16 protein-coding genes are annotated in these 20,483 nt (G+C 74.6%); 8 read left to right on the forward strand and 8 right to left on the reverse strand.

From position 1 onward, the window contains the following. Positions 1-75 precede the first annotated feature (75 nt). The 3 genes from BDZ31_RS16715 (at position 76) to BDZ31_RS16725 (ending at position 2,488) form a co-directional block, all read left to right on the forward strand. Positions 76-1,119 carry an Atu2307/SP_0267 family LLM class monooxygenase gene (locus tag BDZ31_RS16715; RefSeq protein ID WP_183343496.1) on the forward strand — a complete coding sequence of 348 codons (1,044 nt, stop codon included), beginning with the start codon at positions 76-78 and terminating at the stop codon, positions 1,117-1,119. A gap of 203 nt (positions 1,120-1,322) precedes the next feature. Continuing rightward, entirely contained in the window at positions 1,323-2,183 is an 861-nt protein-coding gene (locus tag BDZ31_RS16720) for a DUF6916 family protein (RefSeq protein ID WP_183343497.1), read from the forward strand. Further along, complete coding sequence (locus tag BDZ31_RS16725; RefSeq protein ID WP_183343498.1) at positions 2,180-2,488, forward strand: DUF6916 family protein; 309 nt, start codon at positions 2,180-2,182, stop codon at positions 2,486-2,488. The genes BDZ31_RS16720 and BDZ31_RS16725 overlap by 4 nt, the downstream gene beginning before the upstream one ends. Positions 2,489-2,590: 102 nt before the next feature. Here the strand turns inward: BDZ31_RS16725 and BDZ31_RS16730 are convergent, their stop codons facing one another. Genes BDZ31_RS16730 through BDZ31_RS16745 form a run of 4 tightly spaced genes read right to left on the reverse strand, consistent with a single transcriptional unit; the run spans position 2,591 to position 4,607 of the window. After that, positions 2,591-3,097 (reverse strand): GNAT family N-acetyltransferase, encoded by a 507-nt coding sequence (locus BDZ31_RS16730; RefSeq protein ID WP_183343499.1) that lies wholly within the window; start codon positions 3,095-3,097, stop codon positions 2,591-2,593. Further along, a complete protein-coding gene (locus BDZ31_RS16735; protein WP_183343500.1) occupies positions 3,091-3,633 on the reverse strand; it encodes a phage tail protein in 543 nt (180 codons plus the stop codon). Before BDZ31_RS16735 ends, BDZ31_RS16730 begins: the two co-directional genes overlap by 7 nt. Beyond that, positions 3,630-4,145 carry a phage tail protein gene (locus BDZ31_RS16740; RefSeq protein ID WP_183343501.1) on the reverse strand — a complete coding sequence of 172 codons (516 nt, stop codon included), beginning with the start codon at positions 4,143-4,145 and terminating at the stop codon, positions 3,630-3,632. The genes BDZ31_RS16735 and BDZ31_RS16740 overlap by 4 nt, the downstream gene beginning before the upstream one ends. 3 nt (positions 4,146-4,148) lie before the next feature. Continuing rightward, the gene (locus tag BDZ31_RS16745) at positions 4,149-4,607 is read right to left on the reverse strand and encodes a phage tail protein (RefSeq protein ID WP_246345378.1); all 459 of its coding nucleotides are present in this window, start codon (positions 4,605-4,607) and stop codon (positions 4,149-4,151) included. A gap of 237 nt (positions 4,608-4,844) precedes the next feature. On the opposite strand from BDZ31_RS16745, the gene BDZ31_RS16750 reads away from it, so the two are divergent. Continuing rightward, a complete protein-coding gene (locus BDZ31_RS16750) occupies positions 4,845-12,332 on the forward strand; it encodes a tandem-95 repeat protein (RefSeq protein ID WP_183343503.1) in 7,488 nt (2,495 codons plus the stop codon). A 24-nt stretch (positions 12,333-12,356) separates the two neighbouring features. Here BDZ31_RS16750 and BDZ31_RS16755 read toward each other — a convergent pair whose 3' ends face one another. Beyond that, positions 12,357-13,856 carry an MFS transporter gene (locus BDZ31_RS16755; protein WP_183343504.1) on the reverse strand — a complete coding sequence of 500 codons (1,500 nt, stop codon included), beginning with the start codon at positions 13,854-13,856 and terminating at the stop codon, positions 12,357-12,359. 48 nt (positions 13,857-13,904) lie between these two features. Beyond that, positions 13,905-14,423: a MarR family winged helix-turn-helix transcriptional regulator gene (locus tag BDZ31_RS16760; RefSeq protein ID WP_183343505.1), complete on the reverse strand. Its 519-nt coding sequence runs from the start codon at positions 14,421-14,423 to the stop codon at positions 13,905-13,907. A gap of 246 nt (positions 14,424-14,669) precedes the next feature. Here BDZ31_RS16760 and gnd point away from each other — a divergent pair, with 246 nt between their 5' ends. The 4 genes from gnd to pgi are packed head-to-tail and all read left to right on the forward strand — an operon-like array spanning position 14,670 to position 19,787. Then, positions 14,670-15,683 carry a phosphogluconate dehydrogenase (NAD(+)-dependent, decarboxylating) gene (gene gnd, locus BDZ31_RS16765; RefSeq protein ID WP_183343506.1) on the forward strand — a complete coding sequence of 338 codons (1,014 nt, stop codon included), beginning with the start codon at positions 14,670-14,672 and terminating at the stop codon, positions 15,681-15,683. 5 nt (positions 15,684-15,688) lie between these two features. Further along, the gene (zwf, locus tag BDZ31_RS16770; protein WP_183343507.1) at positions 15,689-17,080 is read left to right on the forward strand and encodes a glucose-6-phosphate dehydrogenase; all 1,392 of its coding nucleotides are present in this window, start codon (positions 15,689-15,691) and stop codon (positions 17,078-17,080) included. Next, positions 17,077-18,156, forward strand: a complete 1,080-nt coding sequence (gene tal, locus BDZ31_RS16775) for a transaldolase (RefSeq protein ID WP_183343508.1) — start codon at positions 17,077-17,079, stop codon at positions 18,154-18,156. Before zwf ends, tal begins: the two co-directional genes overlap by 4 nt. Next, entirely contained in the window at positions 18,153-19,787 is a 1,635-nt protein-coding gene (gene pgi, locus BDZ31_RS16780; RefSeq protein ID WP_343075612.1) for a glucose-6-phosphate isomerase, read from the forward strand. Before tal ends, pgi begins: the two co-directional genes overlap by 4 nt. 87 nt (positions 19,788-19,874) lie before the next feature. Here pgi and BDZ31_RS16785 read toward each other — a convergent pair whose 3' ends face one another. After that, on the reverse strand, positions 19,875-20,222 hold the full coding sequence (locus BDZ31_RS16785) for a type II toxin-antitoxin system PemK/MazF family toxin (RefSeq protein ID WP_183343509.1): 348 nt from the start codon (positions 20,220-20,222) through the stop codon (positions 19,875-19,877). Beyond that, complete coding sequence (locus BDZ31_RS16790) at positions 20,216-20,452, reverse strand: CopG family ribbon-helix-helix protein (RefSeq protein ID WP_183343510.1); 237 nt, start codon at positions 20,450-20,452, stop codon at positions 20,216-20,218. The genes BDZ31_RS16785 and BDZ31_RS16790 overlap by 7 nt, the downstream gene beginning before the upstream one ends. Positions 20,453-20,483: the final 31 nt, after the last annotated feature.

Raw genomic sequence — 20,483 nt, forward strand, 5'->3', positions numbered from 1 at the left:
GAAATCGCACCTCATCGCGGTCGGAACCTTGATTGGTTGATTGCGCACGCAACGAACCTGCTACCGTGAGCGATCATGGAACTCGGACTCGCCACCTTCGCCGACCTCGCCGCCGGCATCTCACCGCAGGAGCGGATGCGCAACCTGATCGAGGAAGCGCGGCTGGCCGACCAGCTCGGCCTCGACGTCTTCGCGATCGGCGAGCACCACCGCCCCGACTTCGCGGTCTCCGCGCCGGCCGTCGCACTCGGCGCCGCGGCCGTCGCGACGGAGCGGATCCGTCTCTCCAGCGCCGTCACCGTGCTCAGCTCCGACGACCCGGTGCGCGTCTTCCAGCAGTTCGCCGAGGTCGACCTGCTGTCGGGCGGCCGCGCCGAGATCATGGCCGGCCGCGGCTCGTTCATCGAGTCGTTCCCGCTGTTCGGCTACGACCTCGACGACTACGACGAGCTCTACGACGAGAAGCTCAGACTGCTGCTCGCGATCCGCGACGGCGAGCGCGTCACCTGGCAGGGGCGCCACCGCGCCCCGCTCCAGGAGGCCGGCGTCTGGCCGCGTCCGGTCCAGGACCCGCTCCCGGTCTGGGTCGCCGTCGGCGGCTCGCCGGAGTCGGTCGTGCGCGCCGGGACGCTCGGGCTGCCGCTGACGATCGCGATCATCGGCGGGCTGCCGGAGCGGTTCGCGCCGCTCGTCGAGCTCTACCGCGAGGCGTGGGCGGCCGCCGGACACGACCCGGCCGAGGCGCGCGTCGCGATCAACACCCACGCGTTCGTGGGGGAGACGCTGAAGGAGGCCGACGACGCCTTCGCCGTCCCGTACCTGCGGATGATGAACCGGATCGGCAGAGAGCGCGGCTGGCCGCCGTCCGGCCGCCAGCAGTACGAGGCGATGCGCTCGCCGCGCGCCGCGCTGGCCGTCGGCGAGCCGGAGGCGGTCGCCGAGAAGATCCTGATGGAGCACACGCTCTTCGACAACGATCGCTACATCGGCCAGATGAGCGTCGGCGCCGTCGAGCACAAGGACGTGCTGCGCTCGATGGAGCTGTTCGGCACCAAGGTCGCGCCGCTTGTCCGCGCCGAGGTCGCCCGCCGCGAGGCGAGCGCGGCGAGCCCGGCCTGAGCGGCGGTCGGCCGCGGCCTCGCCGGCTTGCGCGAGCCCCGGCCGCGGGCGGTGGCGCCGGCAGCGGCGAGCCCGGCCGCGGCCGGTCGCGAGCGACATTGAGCGGGCCCGGCTCGCGAGCGGCGCGCTCGTCGCGCAGGACTTCCGTCCAGTTCCGGCCAGGCGCGATTGAAGCCGGCCGGCGCGGTCGTCATGATCGGCGCGTGCAATCGCTTCGACTCGACCGGCGCGGCCTGCTGCAGGCGGGCGCCGCCGGCGCCGCCGCCGTCACCGTCGCGGGCGGCTGGCAGCTGACGGAGGGCGTCGCGCTCGCGGCGCCGCTGCCCGACCACCTCCGCCGCGCGACCTGGAGCAACCTCGCCGACGGCGCCTTCGAGCTGCTCGCCGGAGACCGCGCGCTGCCGCTGCGGCTGACGCGGGTCGCCGACCTGCCGGTCGCCGCGTCGATCCCGGCGCTGCGCGGCCACGACGGCGCCTTCCTGCTGACCTTCGACGGCCCCGCGGGGATCGAGGGCGGCCTCCACCGGCTGCGCCATGCGCAGCTCGGCGAGCTCGAGCTGTTCGTCGCGCCGGTCGCGAGGGAGGCGGCGACGCGCAGCTACGAGGCGGTCGTCGACCGCACGATCCGGATCGCCGGGATCAACGAGGAGCCGGTCGTCGTCGACCCGGCGCGCGTCGTCCAGCCGTCCGGCGGCCCGAGCCCCGCGGCCGTCGCGGCGTCCGGCGCGCCCGTGGCGGGGCGCCGCCCGGTCGCGCCCCGGCGCCCGCGCGTGACCCGCGCCGCCGTCAGACGCGGGACCGCCCGCCGCGTCGCGGTCGCGGAGCTGCGGCTCGCCGACGCCGGCGCGGTCGTCGCCGCGAGCGCGGCGCTGCGCCGCGACGGCAGGCTGGTCGCGCGCGCGACGGCGAGACCGCGCTCCGGCCCCGGCGGCCGCCGCCTGCGGCTGCGCTTCGCGGCGCGCAGAGGGCGGACGCTCGCCCGCGGCCGTCATCAGCTGACGGTGACGCTGGTCGCCCGCGACGGCACGCGCACGACCATCCGCCGGACGGTGACCGTCGCGTGATCGAGCACGACCTCGCGCAGCTGAGCGCCGAGCTGTTCGCGCCGCATGTCGGCGAGCCGTTCGCCGTGCGGGCGGAGGGGCAGATCGAGCTCACGCTGGTGCTGACCGAGGCGTGCACGCTGCGCGACGCCGCCTCCGGCGAGCGCCGCGCACCGTTCTCGCTGGCTTTCAGAGGCCCGGAGGCTCCGCTGCTGGCGCAGCAGATCGTGCCGCTCGAGCACCCGGTGCTCGGTCGGCTCGACCTCTTCCTGGTGCCGCTCGGCGTCGACGCCGACGGCGCTCGCTACGAGGCCGTCTTCACCTGAGCGACGGGCGCGGCGCGGTCGCGGGCGCCGGCGCGGGCCCGCGCGCGTACGGCGCGGGGCCTGCGCGGCGAGCATGCGGCGCGTGGCCCGGGATGCGCGCGGTCAGCTCGCGGCGCCGTGGCCGCCCGGCCGTCGCTCCCAGCGCTGGTAGACGCCCTCGTCGGCGACCGGCGTGAAGCCGAGCCGCGCGTAGAGCCGCTGCGCGGGGTTGGTGCGCTCGACGTGGATCGTCGCCGGCACCCCGCGCGCCTCGGCCTCGGCGAGCACCGGCTCCAGCAGCCGCTTCCCGATCCCGGCGCCGCGGAAGGCCGGCATCAGCGCGACGTCGACGATCCGCGTCTCCCGCTCCCAGCGGCCGACGAGCAGCCGCCCGGCCGGCACGCCGTCGACCAGCACCAGCTCGAAGGTCGTGTCGCGGTAGTGCGCGTAGTGGCGGCTCTGGGCGTCGAACTGCTGCGCGAGGAAGGCGGCCTTCTGCTCCGGCGTGAACGGCACAGGCGCCAGCTCGTGCTCGCGGGTGCTGGCGTAGAGCGCGAGCAGGAATGGCTGATCTGCCGGCTCGATCGGCCGCAGCGCGATCTCCGCCCGCCGGCCGCCGGTCGCTACCACCGCTGCGGGAAGACGCCCTGGAGCGCGATGCAGAATCTGAACGCGAGCGAGGGCGGGCGGTTGTTGTGCGGCCAGGTGCCGCCGGCCGGCGCCAGCGCCTGCGGCGACAGCGGGACGAGGCTGCCGCTCGTGTTCGACTGGTAGGCGTTGCCGGCGGTCGAGCGCGCCAGCGCGCGGTCGGACGCTGGCCCCTGCAGATCGGCGGGGACCGTGGCGGCGGCCGCCGCCGCGTGGTCGTGGGCGGGGATCTCGCTCTCCAGCAGCGTGACCGTCGCGCTGCCGAGGCGCTCGCCGCGCTCCGCCGTCGGAGCGCCTGGCGCCGGGTTGCCCGCTGAGTTGACGCCGATCGCCGCCGCACCGCGCAGGTCGGGCAGCGCGAAGGTGCTCTTCCCGTCGCCGCCGTAGTCGGTTCCGAGCAGGGAGAAGAGCGCCGTGTTCTGCGCGATCGGCATCTCCTGGCCGTCGCACGCGGCCCAGCCGCTGGGGGCGTAGTTGAAGCCGAAGACGCGGATCTCGGCGAGGAATGGATCGGTCATGCCTGGGAGGGGAACTCGCCGTAGAGGGAGATGACGTAGCTGACGGCCGTGCTCGGACCCATGTTGTCGTGCGGCTGCGAGCCGCCGGCCGGCGCGACGGCGTTGGCCGGCAGCGGCGTGTCGGGCGTCTCGCGCACGTACGGCGCGAGCGCCGGCGGGCTGGCGAGCAGCCGGCCGTCGGGGCCGTCGGCGACGCCGCCGCCTCTCGCCGCCATCAGCAGGTGCTGATGCTGCGGGATCTGCGCGACCGTCAGGGTGATCTGGTCGACCCCGCCCGCCTCGCCGAGCGCGTAGGGCTGCAAGAGCGCGGTGCCCGAGCTCATGTGGATGGGGACGCGTCCGCGCAGGTCGGGCAGCCGGAAGGTCTCCTCGCCGTCGCCGCCGTAGGTCGTGCCGATCGCGATGAAGAGCGACTCGTACTCTGCGATCGGGAGCAGCTGGCCGTCGCAGAATCTCCAGCCGTTCGGCTCGAAGTTGCCGGCGAACATGCGGATCTCACCGATGTATGGCATCGCTCAGTTCTGGCTGGGGAAGATGCCCGCGAGCGCGATGCACCAGTTGAGCGTCAGGTAGGGCTGCCGGTTCTCGTGCGGGAGCGTGCCGCCGCGGCCGGAGATCGTGGCAGGGTGGAGCGCCGTCGTCGGCGATCCTTCGCGGTAGAGGTTGGCGGCGGCAGCGAGCAGCCCCGGGGTCGACTGGTTGGCCGGCGCCGCCGAGGCGCGCATCGCGTGCGTGTGCTCGGGCAGCTCGCCGATCGTCAGGGTGTGGAACTCCGCGCCCATGGCCTGTCCCCGGAAGACGCCGTCGCCGACGTGGATCGGGACGCGTCCGCGCAGGTCGGGCAGGTTGAAGGTCGTCTGGGCGTTGCCGCCATAGGTCACGCCGAGCAGCGCGTACAGCGCCTGGTTCTGGTTGATCTGCAGCGTCTGGCCGTTGCAGAGCGCCCAGCCTCTCGGCGGGAAGGCAAAGCTCATCAGGCGCAGTTCGCCGAGGAAGGGAGTGTCGGACATCGCGTGACGGGGGACGGGAGGTCGGCGCAGCCTAGCGGGTGGGGCGGCGGCCGGCGCGGGAATCGGCCGATCCGGGCTGGCGCGGTGGAACATCCGTCCGCGACCTCTGGCGCAGCCGTCCGCGAGCGCCGATATATACCCTTTCGGCGCGTCGCCGCTCGGCGAGCGCTGATCGGTCGCCGCCTCCGAACGGACTCGCCTGTGCTCTGCAACCCCGCCGTCGCGCGCCACGCCTCGCTCGCGCGCCTCTCCTGCGCGCTCGTCGCGCTCGCCTGCGTCGCCGCCGCCGCGCCCGCGGCCGCCGCGGCGAGCGATCGCGCGCGGGAAGGCGCGCCGGTCGCGTCGGCGGCGGCTGCCGCGACGAGCGGCGCCGCGCGTGGCGGCGGGCCGGTCGCGTCAGGGGCGGCGGCCGCGCGCACGACCCGCGCCGCGGCGCAGCGAGCGGCGCTGCGCGCGCTGAGAGCGGGGCGCGGGAAGGCGCCGCTGATCGTCTTTCGCGGCGGCACGCCGTTGAAGCCGGGGACGCGGATCGCCTCCGCCGGGCTCGAGCGGCTCCCGCGCGCGCTCGCGCGCGGATCCCGGACGCGGGCGAAGCTGCTGGACGCCGCCGCGGTTCAGGTCGTCAGGGCGCCGCGGGTGGCGCGCGTCGGCGCCGAGCCGGCGTGGTTCTTCTACGCCGACGAGGCGCCGTTCCAGGCCTACCAGCACCGCGGCCGCGTCGTGCTCGTCGGCGTCCGCAGCGGACGCGTGACGGTCTCCAGACGGTTCTCGTGGCCGCCGCTGCTGAACGGCCGGATGCCGTGGTTCCTGCGCAGCCATGCGGGCTACCGCGACCCGCGCGCCCACGCCTTCACGCGCCTGTGGCGGCCGCAGCGGCCGCAGACGACGGCGCGGTCGAGGGGCCTCGCCGCGAGCGCGAGCGGCCCGCTCGGCGCCGTCGCGCCGCCCCTGCTGGGCCCGCTCGCCGGGGCGGCCGGCGCGACGACCGTCCCGACCGCCGCGCAGCGCCGCGTCGCCGGCGCGCTCGCCGACGAGGGCGCCTGCGCGATCCGCGTCGGCGACACGCTCGGCAACTTCTTCGACGCCAGCTCCTTCGACCGCACGCGCGCGCTGCTCGGCGGCTTCTTCAACGAGCTGGCCGGCGCCGACGGCCGCTTCGTCAGCGTCCGCTACCGCGTCGCGACCGGCACGACGCTGCGGCGCTACGTCGAGCGGCTGATCGCGCGGCGCGGCTGCGGCGAGCTGCTGCTGTACGTCGCCGGCGGCGGCTACCTGCGCGGCGAGCCGGCGATCAGCGTCGGCGTGAAGGGCCGGCGGGACGGCAGGGTCGAGCAGCAGGTCGTGACCGCCGCGAGCCTGCGCGCGCTGATCGCCGCCAACCCCGGAGCCCGCTTCCATCTGCTGCTCGACGCGCCCGGCTCCGGCGGCTTCCTGCGCCGGCTCGACGACCTGCCCAACCTGAAGCTGTTCCTCTCCTCGTCGCGGGCCGGCGAGACGAGCTTCGCCGCGCTGCCGACGCTCGTCGCGATCGACGGGACGCGGCTGCGCAACGGCTACAACGCCGACGGCCTGCTCGAGTTCTCCAACCGCGGCCTGCAGGGCCTGCGCTGCTTCCGCGACGACGCGGCCGAGGTCGACGCCGCGCTCGCCGCCCGCGCGCGCGGGCTGGCGCCGTCGTTCCTGGCGTGGATGCTGCGCCGCGCCTACGCGCTCTGCGGCGAGGGCAGCCTCGTCGAGGCGATCGGCGACGCGCCGCGCCCGTTGCTGGAGACGCCCGGCTACACGGTCGTCCCGCCGGCGCAGCTGCCGTCCGCGCCGCAGCCGGGAACGCCGCCGCCGCCGAAGCCGCCGCTCCCGATCGATCCGCCGCCGCCCGGCCCGGCGAACGCCGCCCCGACGGCCGCGCCGGTCTCCGTCGAGACCGAGGAGGACACGACGGTCGCCGTCGCGCTCGCCGGCGCCGACCCCGACGGCGACCCGCTCACGTACACGACCGCTGCGCACGTGCCCGGCGGCGCGGTCACCGGTGAGGGCGCGCAGCGGACCTTCACGCCGGCTGCCGACTTCAACGGGATCGCGACCTTCGACTACACCGTCTCCGACGGCCGCGGCGGCAGCGCGACGGCGACCGTCACCGTGACCGTCACGCCGGTCGACGACCCGCCTGTCGTCGACCCCGGCGCCGGCGCCGCGCGGTACACGGACAGCGACCCGCCGGTCGTCGTCGCCCCGGCGCTGACCGTCGCCGACGTCGACGACGAGCAGCTCGACCGCGCGACGGTGACGATCGCGGACGGCTACGAGCCCGGCGGCGACCGCCTCTCATTCACGGACCAGAACGGGATCGCGGGCGACTGGGACGCCGCCGCCGCGACGCTGACGCTGAGCGGCGCCGCGTCGCTCGCCGCCTACCAGGCGGCGCTGCGCACGGTCGCCTTCGACACGCCGCTGGCCGTCCCGTCGGAGGCTCCCCGCACGCTGCGCTTCGTCGTCGAGGGCGGCGGCGCCGCGTCGGCGCCGGCGACGCGCGGCCTGGAGGTCGACCGCCGCCATCCGCCGGTGCTCGGCGGCGCCGCCGTCGACGCGGCCTACACCGAGGGCGATCCGGCCGTCGCCGTCGCGCCGTGGCTGACGGTCTCCGACGCCGACAGCGCGACGCTCGCCTCGGCGACCGTCGCCCTCGCCGGAGCCGGTCACTTCCCGGCCGAGGACGAGCTGGTCTTCGACGCCCAGGCCGGCATCACCGGCAGCTTCGACGCCGCTGCCGGCGTGCTGGAGCTGACCGGGTCCGCCTCCGTCGCCGCGTGGCAGGCGGCGCTGCGGTCGGTCCGCTACCGCAACCTCAGCGAGGACCCGACGACGACCGACCGGGCGATCCGCTTCCGCGTCAGCGACGGCGAGGTCTGGAGCGACGAGCTGCTCGTCGGAGTGGGGGTGACCGCGGTCGACACGCCGCCCCGCCTGAGAGCCGGCGGCGGTGCGCCGACCTACGCCGAGGGCGACGCCGGCGTCGTCGTCGACCCGGCCGTCGAGGTCGTCGACCCCGACAGCGCGCAGCTGACCGGCGCGACGGTCGCGATCGGCGACGGCTACGACGCCGCCGGCGACGAGCTGCTGTTCGACGACCAGCGCGGGATCGCCGGGAGCTGGGACGGCGCCAGCGGGACGCTGGCGCTGACCGGATCGGCCTCGGTCGCCGACTACCAGGCGGCGCTGCGCACCGTGCGCTTCCGCAGCACGAGCGCGAACCCCGCGCCCGGCGCCCGCACCGTCTCGTTCACGGCCGCCGACGCGACCGGAAGCGGGACGCCCGTGACGACGACCGTCGCGTTCGACCTGCTCGACGACGCGCCGGTCGTGACGACCAGCGGCGGCGCCACCGTCTGGAGCGGCGGCGACGTCGCCGTCGACGGCGGCCTGACCGTCGCCGACCCTGACGACGTCCAGCTGACCGGCGCGACCGTCCGGATCGCCGCCGGCTACGTGGCGAGCGCCGACGCGCTCGTCTTCGCCGACCAGAGCGGCATCAGCGGCAGCTGGGACGCGCTCACCGGCACGCTGACGCTGACCGGCGCGGCCTCGCTCGCCCACTGGCAGACGGCGCTGCGCTCGGTCGCCTACCGCCACTCCGGGGCGCTGCTGGACAGCAGCGCCCGCACGGTCTCGTTCACGGTCGAGAACGCGCGCAGCTCGGCAGCGGCGACGAAGTCGATCACGTTCGGGGACGCGCCGGAGGTGACGTTGCCGGGCGGTGGGCTCTCCTACACCGAGAACGACACCGCGACGCCTGTCGACGCGACCCTGACCGTGACCGACGCCGACAGCGCGAGGCTGACGAGCGCCGCCGTGACGATCGAGGCCGGCCACGCGCCCGGCGAGGACGTGCTGTCGGCCGACGCCGGCGCCACGTCGATCGCGGTCGACTTCGACGCCGCCGCCGGCGCGCTGGAGCTGACCGGCGAGGCGGCGGTCGCCGACTACCAGCAGGTGCTGCGGACGGTCGCCTACCGCAACACGAGCGATGACCCGTCGACCGCGGCGCGAACGCTTCGCTTCACCGCGAGCGACGGCCAGCTGACCGGCGCCGCGACGACGACGGTGACGGTCACCGCCGTCAACGACCCGCCGGCGCTGACGACCAGCGACGGCAGCGCCTCCTACGTCGAGGACGACATGACCGGCGTCGCCGTCGATCCCGGCCTGACGATCGCCGACCCCGACAGCGCGCTGCTGACGGGCGGGACGGTCGAGATCGTCGGCGGGTTCGCCGCCGGTGAGGACCAGCTGGCGTTCATCAACCAGAACGGCATCACCGGCATCTGGTCGGCCGCGACGGGGACGCTGTCGCTCACCGGCGAGGCGACCGTCGACCAATGGCGCGACGCGCTGCGCTCGATCCGCTACCTGAACGCCGACACGATCGACCCGTCGACCGCGCCCCGCACCGTCTCCTTCCAGGTCTCCGACGGCAGCGACGCGAGCGCCGTGAGAACCCGCCAGGTGACCGTCACGGCCGTCAACGACGCGCCGCAGATCGCCTCCGGCGCGACGCTCGCCTACACCGAGAACGACCCCGCGACCGCGATCGACTCGGCGCTCACGCTGACCGACGGCGACAGCCCGACGCTGAGCGGCGCGACGGTGACGATCGGCGCCGGCCACGCCGCCGCCGAGGACGAGCTCGGCTTCGTCGACCAGAACGGGATCGCCGGCGCCTTCGACAGAGCGAGCGGCAGACTGACGCTGAGCGGCACGGCGAGCGTCGCCGACTACCGCGCCGCGCTGCGCTCGGTCACCTACGCCAACGTTTCCGAGGACCCGTCGGAGACGGCGCGCACGGTGACGTTCACGGTCGACGACGGCGGCGCCGTCGACGCGACGGCGAGCGCGACGGCGACGATCACGGTGGCGAAGGTCAACGACGCGCCGATCGTGCCCGACGCGAGCGCGAGCGCGGTCGGCAACACGCCGCTGTACTCCGGCACCACGGCGCCGGCCGGACTGCCGGCGACGACGGCGACCGGCGCCGCGGCCAACGTGCTGACCGGCGCCTCCGACGTCGACGGCCCCGGCCCGCTGCGCGTCGACGTCGCCGCCTCGCAGGCGACCGGCGACAGAGGCGGCGCGGTCGCCTGGAACGCCGACGGCAGCTACACCTACCGCCCCGCCGCCGGCGTCACCGGCAGCGAGCGGATCGAGTTCGTCGTGACCGACCAGGGCAGCCCGGCCGCCACGACGACCGCGACGTTGACGGTGACGATCGAGAAGCGCGTCTTCTACGTCGACAACGCGGCGCCGGCAGGCGGCGACGGCCGCGCCGAGATGCCGTTCACCACGCTCGCCGCGGCCGACACGGCCGCCGACGCGGCCGCCGACACGATCTACGTGTTCCACGGCGACGGCAGCGCGAACGGGCTCGGCGGCGGCGTCGCGCTGCTCGCCGGCCAGCGGCTGCTGGGCGAGTCCGAGACGCTGACGGTCGACGGCGCCGAGCTGCTCGCGGGCACGCCCGGCGCCCGCCCGCAGCTGACCGGCACCGTCACGCTCGCCTCCGGCAACGTCGTCGCCGGCCTCGCGATCCGCGCGACCGCCGCCGGCGCCCGCGCGATCGGCGGCACCGCCTCGGCCGTCGGCGGCACGCTGCGCGATCTGGCGATCAGAAGCGACGACGGCAGCGGCCTCGTGCTCGACGGGACGAGCGGGACGTGGACCGTCGATAGCGTCGCGGTCACGGCCCGAGGCGGGACCGGCATCGCGCTGCTCGGCGCCGGAGCCGTCGACTTCCGCGGGACCAACTCCGTGACGGTCGAGGCGGGCGCCGGGCTCGCCTTCGGCGGCACGCGGACCAGCGGCGCGATCGGCTCGGTCGCGGTCACCACCGCCGGCGCCGAGACCGGGATCTCCGTCACCGACGGGAGCGGCTCGCTGTCGATCCCGTCGCTCGCGATCCAGACCGGCGGCGTCGGCCTCTCGCTGGCCAGCTCCGAGGGGCTGGAGGTCGGCGGTCCGACGTCGACCGTCTCCGCCGGCGGCACGGCGGTCGTGACGGCCTCGACGCGAGCGCTGAGCAGCCCGCCGCGGATCGAGCTGGCGAGCGCGAGCTCCTCCGGCGGCAGCCACGGCCTCCGTCTGGCCGGCCTCGGCGCGACCGGCTCGTTCAGAGCGGCCGGCGGCGCGCTCTCCGGCCACATCGTCTCCGAGCTGACCGTCGACGGCGGCGCCGGCACCGTCGAGTACGGCGGCACGATCGGCGACGGCAGCGGCCTCAGCGCCGAGGTGCTCAACCGCACCGGCGGCGCCGTCACCCTCAGTGGCTCCGTCACCGACGGCGCGGACGCGGGCGGCGGCATCGTGCTGAGCGGCAGCAGCGGCGGCACGACGACCTTCACCAGCGACGTGGCGCTCTCGACCGGCGCCGGCGCGGCGATCAGGTTCACCGCCGGGGGCGGTCATGCGCTCGCCCTCACCGGCGGCAACCTCGGCGTCGCGACGACCACCGGCGCCGGTCTCGAGGCGACCGGCAGCGGCGGCACCGTCACCGTCACCGGCGCCAACAACCGAATCGCCTCGAACGGCGGCGGCACCGCGGTGCGGATCGCCGGAGCGACGATCGGCGCCGACGGCGTCACCCTGCGCTCCGTCACGCAGACCGGCGGGACGAACGCGATCGTCGTCGACGGAGCGGGCACGGCCGGTGCGTTCAGCGTCACCGGGGCCGGCGGCGACGGCAGCGGCGGCGTGATCCAGGACACGACCGGCGCGGCCGTCCTGCTGCACGACGTCAGCGCGCAGCTGAGATCGCTGTCGATCCTGCGCGCCGGCGACGACGGCATCCGCTACTCGGCCGACGGCGGCGCCCGGAGCGTGACGGTCGACGGCGTCACCGTCAGCGACAGCGCGGGCGATCACGTCCAGCTGACGAGCGGGCCGGCGTCGAACGCGACCGTGACCGCGACGGTGTCGCTGGCGAAGGTCGCCAACGCGGTCGGAGGCGGCGGCCACGGCGGCGGGCTCACCGTCAACCCGGGCGGGACCGGCAGCTGGGACGTCACGCTCTCCGACAACATGATCACCGGCGCCGCGGGCGAGGCGATCACGATCGACACGCCCGGCTCGCTGACCGACTCGCAGGCGGTCACCATCCGTGCCCGCCTGCTGGGCAACAGCATCGGCGCCGCGGCGATCGCCGGATCCGGCGCCTGGAGCGGCAACGGCGTCGGGATCCGCTCCAACGGCGACGCGACGGTGCGGGTCCGCCTCGAAGGCAACACGATCCGCCGCTACGCGACGGCGGGGATCGCGCTGATCCAGAACGACGGCAGAGGCGCGCTGCACGCGACGGTGGTCGGCAACACGCTCGCCAACCCGGACGGCGGCGGCCAGCCGGTCGACGGCATCACCGCCGTCGCGGGCGGTGCCGCCGCCGACGACGGCGGCACCCTCTGCGTGGCGCTCGGGCAGCCGCCGGCCAACCAGCTCGACGGCGCGACCGCCGCGGGCGGCTACGGGATCTGGCTGCGCCAGCGCGACCAGAGCACGATCCAGCTGCCCGGCTACAGCGGCACGCCGCGCGACACGACCGCCATCCTGAGCTACCTGAACGCCATCCAGCCGGGCACGAACCAGGCGCAGCACGTCCCGACCGGCGGCGGCTACGTCAACGCGGCCGGGGGCTGCCTGCAGCCGTAGCCGGCCTCGCGCCGGCCGCGCCGCTCACGTGCGCGGGGAGGCCGCGCCGCGCGCCGCCGCGGTCGCCGCGCGCCGCCGCCCGACCCGCGGCCGTCCGCTCAGCAGCGGCAGCGCGACCGCCCCGGCGACGAGCGCGAGCGCGGCCGAGATCGCGAAGGCGAGGCCGATCCCGCCGGCGAGCGCCTCGGCCGCGCTCGCGCCGCCGTCGCGCAGCGCGTCGGAGCGGGAGGCCGAGGCGGTCGCCAGCACCGCCAGCCCGATCGCGCCGCCGATCTGCTGGGTCGTGTTCGCCAGGCCGGAGGCGAGGCCGGCGTCGGCGGTCGGCGCGTTCGCCATCGCGAGCGTCGAGAGCGCCGGCATCAGCAGCCCGCCGCCGATCCCCAGCGGCAGCAGGGCCGGGAAGACGTCGAGCCAGTAGCTGCCGTCGGCCGGGGCGCGCTGCAGCCACAGCAGGCCGGCGGCGATCAGCAGCAGCCCCGGCAGCGCCGTCGCCTTCGGGCCGATCCGCGCCATCAGCCGCGCGGTGAAGCCGAGCGACGTGGCGCCGATCGCGAGCGCGATCGGGACCATCGCGAAGCCGACCTGCAGCGGCGAGAGGCCGAGCACGAGCTGGAGCTGGAGCGCGAGCATGAACTGCATCCCGAACATGCCGGCGATGGCCAGCGCCTGGACGAGATTGGCGGCCGCGAGGTCGGGGACCCGCAGCAGCCGCAGCGGCATCAGCGGGTGGGCGGCGCGCGTCTCGCGCAGCAGGAAGAGGCCGAGCAGCGCGAGCGCGAGCGGACCGAGCAGCAGCGTGCGGGCGGTGCCGAAGCCGTGCTCGCCGGCCGCGACGATCGCGTAGATCCCGAGCATCTGCGCGGCGACGATCAGGAGCGCGCCCGGCACGTCGGCGCCGGCACGCAGACCGAGCGGCTCGTCGCGCTCGAGCACGCGCGCGGCGACCGCGATCGTCACCAGCCCGATCGGGAGGTTGACGAAGAAGATCCAGTGCCACGAGAGCGCGTCGACGAGCAGGCCGCCGGCGACCAGCCCGAGCGAGGCGCCGGCCGAGCCGACGAAGGCGTAGATCGCGATCGCGCGCCCGCGCTCGCGCGCCGTGGGGAAGAGCGCGACGATCATGCCGAGGATCACCGAGGAGGCGAACGCGCCGCCGACGCCCTGCACGAAGCGGGCGGCGATCAGCGTCTCCTGGCTGCGGGCCAGCCCGCACAGCAGCGACGCGAGCAGGAACAGCCACAGCCCTCCGAGGAAGACGCGCTTGCGGCCGAGCAGGTCGCCGACGCGGCCGGCGAGCAGCAGCAGGCCGCCGAACGCGATCAGGTAGCCGTTGACGAGCCAGGCGAGGCCCGCCTGCGAGAAGTCGAGCTCCTGCTGGATCGATGCCTGCGCGACGGAGACGATCGTCGTGTCGAGCACGATCATCAGGAAGCCGGCGCAGAGGGCGATCAGCGCGGTCCAGCGGGTTCGCGGCGCGGCGGCGGCCGGCCGCGGGATGTCGGATGCGACGACGGGTTCGGTCATGAAAGCGACCGTACCAGATCGTCTTGTACAAAACTATCTTGCGCGGATCTATCTGCCGCGCCGCGCGCGCCGTCTGACCGGCTGCGTCGTCGCCGCCGGCTCGGCCAGACGGCCGCCGACGAGCGTCGCGAGCGCGTCGAGGAAGGTCTCGCGGTCGCTCGCCGGGAGCGTCGAGAGCACGTCCTCGTGGACCAGGTGGATGATCGCGTCGGCCTCGCGCAGCTTTCTGCGGCCGGCAGGCGTCAGCTCGATCACGCGCGCGCGGCGGTCGGTCGGGGAGGGGCGGCGCTCCGCGAGGCCGGCCTGCTCCAGCTCGTCAACGGTCACGACCATCGTCGTTTTGTCGAGGCCGACCGCTCTGACGAGGTCGCTCTGGGTGCGGCCGCCGTCGGCGGCGGCGATCAGCACCTGGTGGGTGCGGGGGGACAGACCGATCCGCTCCAGCTGCGCCATCAGCTCGGTCGTCAGCGTGAAGCTCGCGCGCGACAGCAGCCAGCAGAGGTTGGTGCTCAGCGGCTCCGCTTCGCGCGTCGCCGCGGCGGCGTCTGAGACGGCTTTCGTGGCCATCGCAGAAGCGTAGCGTTCGAGACCTTCTCGAACGGGACGATCTGCGGCGCGCCGCGTGCGGACGCCCCGCTCGTCGGGCGCCGCGCCCCCACGAACGGGGGGAATTCGGTCGGTTCGCGCGAAGAACCCGTGCAGTCGGGCCGAATCGGCGGGCGCCGACCGAGACGCGAGCCGCCCCGCCACGTAGGCTGGAGATGACGGCAGCACAGAGGCGCCGGCGTGACTGGCGGGAAAGGAGCGGAGCGGATGCAGCTCGGCATGGTCGGACTGGGCCGGATGGGCGCGAACATGGTGCGCCGGCTGATGCGGGACGGCCACACCGCCGTCGCGTACGACCGCAACCAGGAGGCGGTCGCGCAGCTCGCCGGGGAGGGGGCGACCGGCGCCGCGACGCTGGAGGAGTTCGTCGCCAAGCTCGACACGCCGCGCAACGTCTGGCTGATGGTCCCGGCCGCGGTCGTCGACGCGACGCTCGCCGACCTCGTCCCGCTGCTCGACGCCGACGACACGATCGTCGACGGCGGCAACTCCTACTACCGCGACGACATCCGCCGCGCGAAGGAGGTCGCCGAGCGCGGCATCCACTACGTCGACGCCGGCACCAGCGGCGGCGTCTTCGGCCTCGAGCGCGGCTACTCGCTGATGGTCGGCGGCGACGACGCCGCCTTCAGACGGCTGGAGCCGGTCTTCGCCTCGCTCGCGCCCGGCGTCGAGGCGGCGCCGCGCACGCCCGGCAAGGCGGGTGAGCTGCACCCCGGCGAGGCCGGCTACCTCCACTGCGGCCCGGCCGGCGCCGGCCACTTCGTGAAGATGGTCCACAACGGGATCGAGTACGGGATGATGGCCGCCTACGCCGAGGGGCTGAACATCATCAAGAACGCCGACGTCGGCCTGCGCGAGCACGCGATAGACGCCGAGACGGCGCCGCTGACCGACCCCGAGGCCTACCAGTACAAGATCGACCTGTCGGCGGTCACCGAGGTGTGGCGGCGCGGCAGCGTCGTCGCCTCGTGGCTGCTCGACCTGACCGCGGCCGCGCTCGCCGAGGACCCCGACCTCGACGGCTTCTCCGGCCGCGTCTCGGACTCCGGCGAGGGCCGCTGGACGGCGCTCGCGGCGGTCGAGGAGGGCGTGCCGGCGCCGGTGCTGACGAACGCGCTCTACTCGCGCTTCGCCTCGCGCGAGCTCGACCTCTACGCCAACAAGGTCCAATCGGCGATGCGCGCCCAGTTCGGCGGCCACGCCGAGAAGAGAGCGTAGAGCCGATGGCCGACTCCGCCCGCGAGCCCTGCGACGCGCTCGTCTTCTTCGGCGCGACCGGGGACCTCGCCTACAAGCAGATCTTCCCGGCGCTGCAGTCGATGATCCGCCACGGCAAGCTCGACGCGCCGGTGATCGGCGTCGCGAAGGCCGGCTGGACGCTGGAGGACCTGCGCAGACGGGCGCACGACTCGCTCAGCGAGCACGGCGGCGTCGACGACGACGCCTTCGCGCAGCTGACCGCGCAGCTCCGCTACATCGACGGCGACTACGGCGACCCGGAGACGTTCGCGGCATTGCGCCGCGAGCTGGGGGAGGCGAGACGGCCGCTCCACTACCTCGCGATCCCGCCGTCGCTGTTCGGCACGGTCGTCGAGGCGCTCGGCTCCTCCGGCAGCGCCGACGGCGCTCGCGTCGTCGTCGAGAAGCCGTTCGGGCGCGATCTCGAATCGGCCCGCAGGCTGAACGCGACCCTGTCGTCGGTCTTCCCTGAGTCGCGGATCTTCCGCATCGACCACTACCTCGGCAAGGAGCCGGTCGAGAACCTCCTCTACTTCCGCTTCGCGAACGCCTTCCTGGAGCCGATCTGGAACCGCGACCACGTCCGCTCCGTCCAGATCACGATGGCCGAGTCGTTCGGCGTCGCCGGCCGCGGCGCCTTCTACGAGCAGGCCGGCGCGATCCGCGACGTCGTCCAGAACCACATGCTGCAGGTGCTGGCGCTGCTGGCGATGGACCCGCCGAGCCCGAACGCCCGCGACGGGATCCGCAACGAGAAGGCGCGGCTGATGGCCTCGATCCGGCCGCTGGCGCCCGCGGACGTCGTGCGCGGCCAGTTCGACGGCTACCGCGACGAGCCGGGCGTCGCCGCCGACTCGACCGTCGAGACCTTCGCGGCCGTGAGGCTGGCCGTCGACAACTGGCGCTGGGCTGGCGTGCCGTTCCTGATCCGCGCCGGCAAGCGGCTGCCGGTCACCGCGACCGAGGTGCTCGTCACGCTCAACCACCCGGCGGCGACGATCTTCGACCGCGAGGCCGACACGGAGCGCAACCACGTGCGCTTCACGCTCAGCCCCGACGTCGAGCTCGCGCTCGGCGCGCGCGCGAAGCGGCCGGGCGAGGCGATGGTCGGCGAGGACGTGCAGCTCGTCGCGCAGCGCTTCGAGCCGCAGGCGCTGCCGCCCTACGAGCGGCTGCTCGGCGACGCGATGCGCGGCGACCAGACGCTGTTCGCGCGCGAGGACACGGTGGAAGCCGCGTGGAGGGTCGTCGGTGGCATCCTGGGAGACACGACCCCGCTGCACGTCTACGGACCGGGCACCTGGGGGCCGGCGGAGGCCGACCGCCTCCTGCCGCGCGACGACTGCTGGCACGAACCGAGAGGAACGACACGATGACCCCCACCAGAGCGCTGCACGACCTCGGCCAGAGCCTCTGGATCGACAACATCACGCGCGAGATGCTCGACGACGGCACGCTCGCCGCCCACATCGCCGAGCGCGACGTGACCGGGCTGACCTCCAACCCGACGATCTTCGACAACGCGATCGGCGGCGGCTCCGCCTACGACGAGGCGATCGCGGCCTCGGCGGCGGCCGGCAGAAGCGGGGAGGAGGCGTTCTTCGACCTCGCGCTCGACGACATCACGCGCGCCGCCGACCTCTTCCGCCCGATCCACGACAAGACCGCCGGCGTCGACGGCTTCGTCTCGCTGGAGGTCTCGCCGCTGCTGGCGCGCGACACCGCCGCGACGCTCGCGCAGGCGAAGGAGCTGCACGACCGCGGCGACCGGCCCAACCTCTTCATCAAGATCCCCGGCACGCCCGAGGGCCTGCCCGCGATCGAGGAGGCGATCTTCGCCGGCGTCCCGGTCAACGTGACGCTGCTGTTCGACGCGAGGCAGTACCTCGCCGCCGCCGACGCCTACCTGAGAGGGATCGAGCGGCGCGTCGCGGCGGGGCTGAACCCGCACGTCGAGTCGGTCGCGTCGATCTTCATCAGCCGCTGGGACGTCGCGGTGAAGGACTCCGCGCCGGAGGGGATGAAGAACCGGCTCGGGATCGCGGTCGTGCAGCAGGCGTACGTCGCCTACCTCGAGCTGCTCGCCTCCGCGCGGATGCAGCGGCTGATGAACGAGGGCGCGCGGCCGCAGCGGGCACTGTGGGCGTCGACCGGGACGAAGGACCCGGAGGCCTCCGACACGCTCTACATCGAGGCGTTCGCCTCGCCGCTGACGGTCAACACGATGCCGGAGAAGACGCTGCTCGCCTTCGCCGACCACGGCAAGGTGGGGGAGCCGCTCGCGCGTGACGGCGGCGACTCCAAGGAGGTGCTGGCGGCGTTCGAGGCGGCCGGGACCTCCGTCGACGCGCTCGCCGATCGGCTCCAGGTCGAGGGCGCCGACGCCTTCGTCACGTCGTGGAGCAGCCTGCTGGAGCGGATCGCCGACAAGAGCAAGGCGCTGACCGCGTGATCGGCGCGGCGACGGAGGCCGCCTGGGCGGCGCTGGAGCGCCATCGCGACGAGCTGGGGGAGGTCGACCTGCGCGAGCTGTTCGCGCAGGACCCCGGCCGCGGCGAGCGGCTCGCGGCCGAGGGCGCGGGGCTCTACCTCGACTACTCCAAGCAGCTGATCGTCGACGAGACGGTGCGGCTGCTGCTGGAGCTGGCCGAGGTCGCCGGCGTCGCCGCGCGCCGCGACGCGATGTTCGCGGGCGAGAAGATCAACGTGACCGAGGGCCGCGCGGTGCTGCACACGGCGCTGCGCGCCCCGCGCGACGCGGTGATCGAGGTCGACGGCGAGAACGTCGTCCCGGCCGTCCACGCCGTGCTCGACAAGATGGCGGCGTTCGCCGAGCGGGTCCGCTCCGGGGAGTGGAAGGGCCACACCGGCAAGCCGATCAGAGCGGTCGTCAACATCGGCATCGGCGGCTCGGACCTTGGGCCGGCGATGGCGACGATCGCCCTCGCCGACGTCGCGCGGCACGACATCGTCAGCCGCTTCGTCTCCAACGTCGACGGCGACGACTTCGCCGAGACGACGCGCGACCTCGACCCCGAGGAGACGCTGTTCGTCGTCGCCTCGAAGACCTTCACGACGCTGGAGACGCTGACCAACGCCCACACCGCGCGCGACTGGCTGCTGTCGTCGCCGGCCTTCGGCGGCGAGGAGTCGGCGGTCGCCAAGCACTTCGTCGCCGTCTCGACCAACGCCGCCGAGGTCGCCAGGTTCGGCATCGACGTCGACAACATGTTCGAGTTGTGGGACTGGGTCGGCGGCCGCTACTCGTACCCGTCGGCGATCGGCCTGTCGCTGATGGTCGCGATCGGGCCGGAGGCCTTCCGCGCCATGCTCGGCGGCTTCCACGCGATGGACGAGCACTTCCGCACGACGCCGTTCGAGCGCAACCTGCCGGTCCTGCTCGCGCTCGTCGGAATCTGGAACGGCAACCTGCTCGGCCACGAGACGGTCGCGGTGCTGCCGTACGCCCAGTACCTGTCGCGCTTCACCGCCTACCTCCAGCAGCTTGAGATGGAGTCGAACGGCAAGCACGTCGACCTCGATGGGAACCCCGTGAGACGCGACACGGGCACGATCGTCTGGGGCGAGCCGGGCACCAACGGCCAGCACGCCTTCTACCAGCTGATGCACCAGGGGACGCGGATCGTGCCGGCCGACTTCATCGGCTTCGCCCGCCCGGCCCACCGGCTCGGCCGCCACCACGACCTGCTGATGGCCAACCTCTTCGCGCAGACCGAGGCGCTGGCGTTCGGCCGCACCGCCGAGGAGGTCGCGGCGGAGGGCGGGCCGGCCGAGCAGGTCCCGCACCGCGTGACCGAGGGCAACCGCCCGACGAGCACGATCCTCGCCGACCGCCTCGACCCCGCGACGCTCGGCGCGCTGGTGGCGCTGTACGAGCACAAGGTCTTCGTCCAGGGCGCGATCTGGGGGATCGACTCGTTCGACCAGTGGGGCGTCGAGCTCGGCAAGAAGCTCGCCAACGCGATCATCCCCGAGCTGGAGTCGCCCGAGGAGCCCGAGCTGTCCCACGACTCCTCCACCAACGCCCTCATCCGCCGCTACCGCGCCCGGCGGGGCGGCTGACCACTCGCGGCGGCCCGTCCGCTGACCCGCCGCCGCGTCAGCGGCGGCGGCGGAGGGCGACGTCGATTCGCCGCGGTACCGCTGCCGTCAGCCGCGGCCGAGCACGACGTCGATCCCCGCCAGCACGAGGCGCAGGTCACCCGACGACAGCCGGCCGACGCGCTCCGACAGCAGCATGCGATCGATGGTCGTGATCTGCGAGACGTTCGCGACCGAGTCCTGCGGCAGGCCGGTCCGCTCGGCCGGCAGCAGCACGTTGCCTGGCGCCGCCGCGAGACGGAGATCGCTGGTGAGCGGGACGACGACGGCCGTCGCGATGCGGCTCGCGTTGAACGGGTCGCCCTGCACGACGGCGACCGGCCGACGGAAGCCGGGCGCGGAGCCGACCGGGTCGTCGAGCGACGCCCAGCAGACATCGCCCTGGCTGATCACCATTCGCTGTCGGAGAGCGTGCGGCGCGCCGCCTCGGCGCCGAACCGCTCGTGCTCGGCGGCGAGCTCGTCGGCGACCTCGTTCAAGGCGCGGGTGACGGCGCCGGGGTCGCGGCGCGCGACGTAGTCGGCCAGCGCCTCGCGGTAGACCTCGCTGCGGCTCTTGCCGAGCCTGTCCGCGAGCGCGTCGGCCTGATGGAAGAGATCGTCGGGGATCGACACGGCCGTCTTCATCCCAAAGGTATAACCGGGGCCCCGCCGCACC

It is taken from the genome of Conexibacter arvalis, from assembly GCF_014199525.1.
In the GTDB taxonomy this organism is placed as follows: domain Bacteria; phylum Actinomycetota; class Thermoleophilia; order Solirubrobacterales; family Solirubrobacteraceae; genus Conexibacter; species Conexibacter arvalis.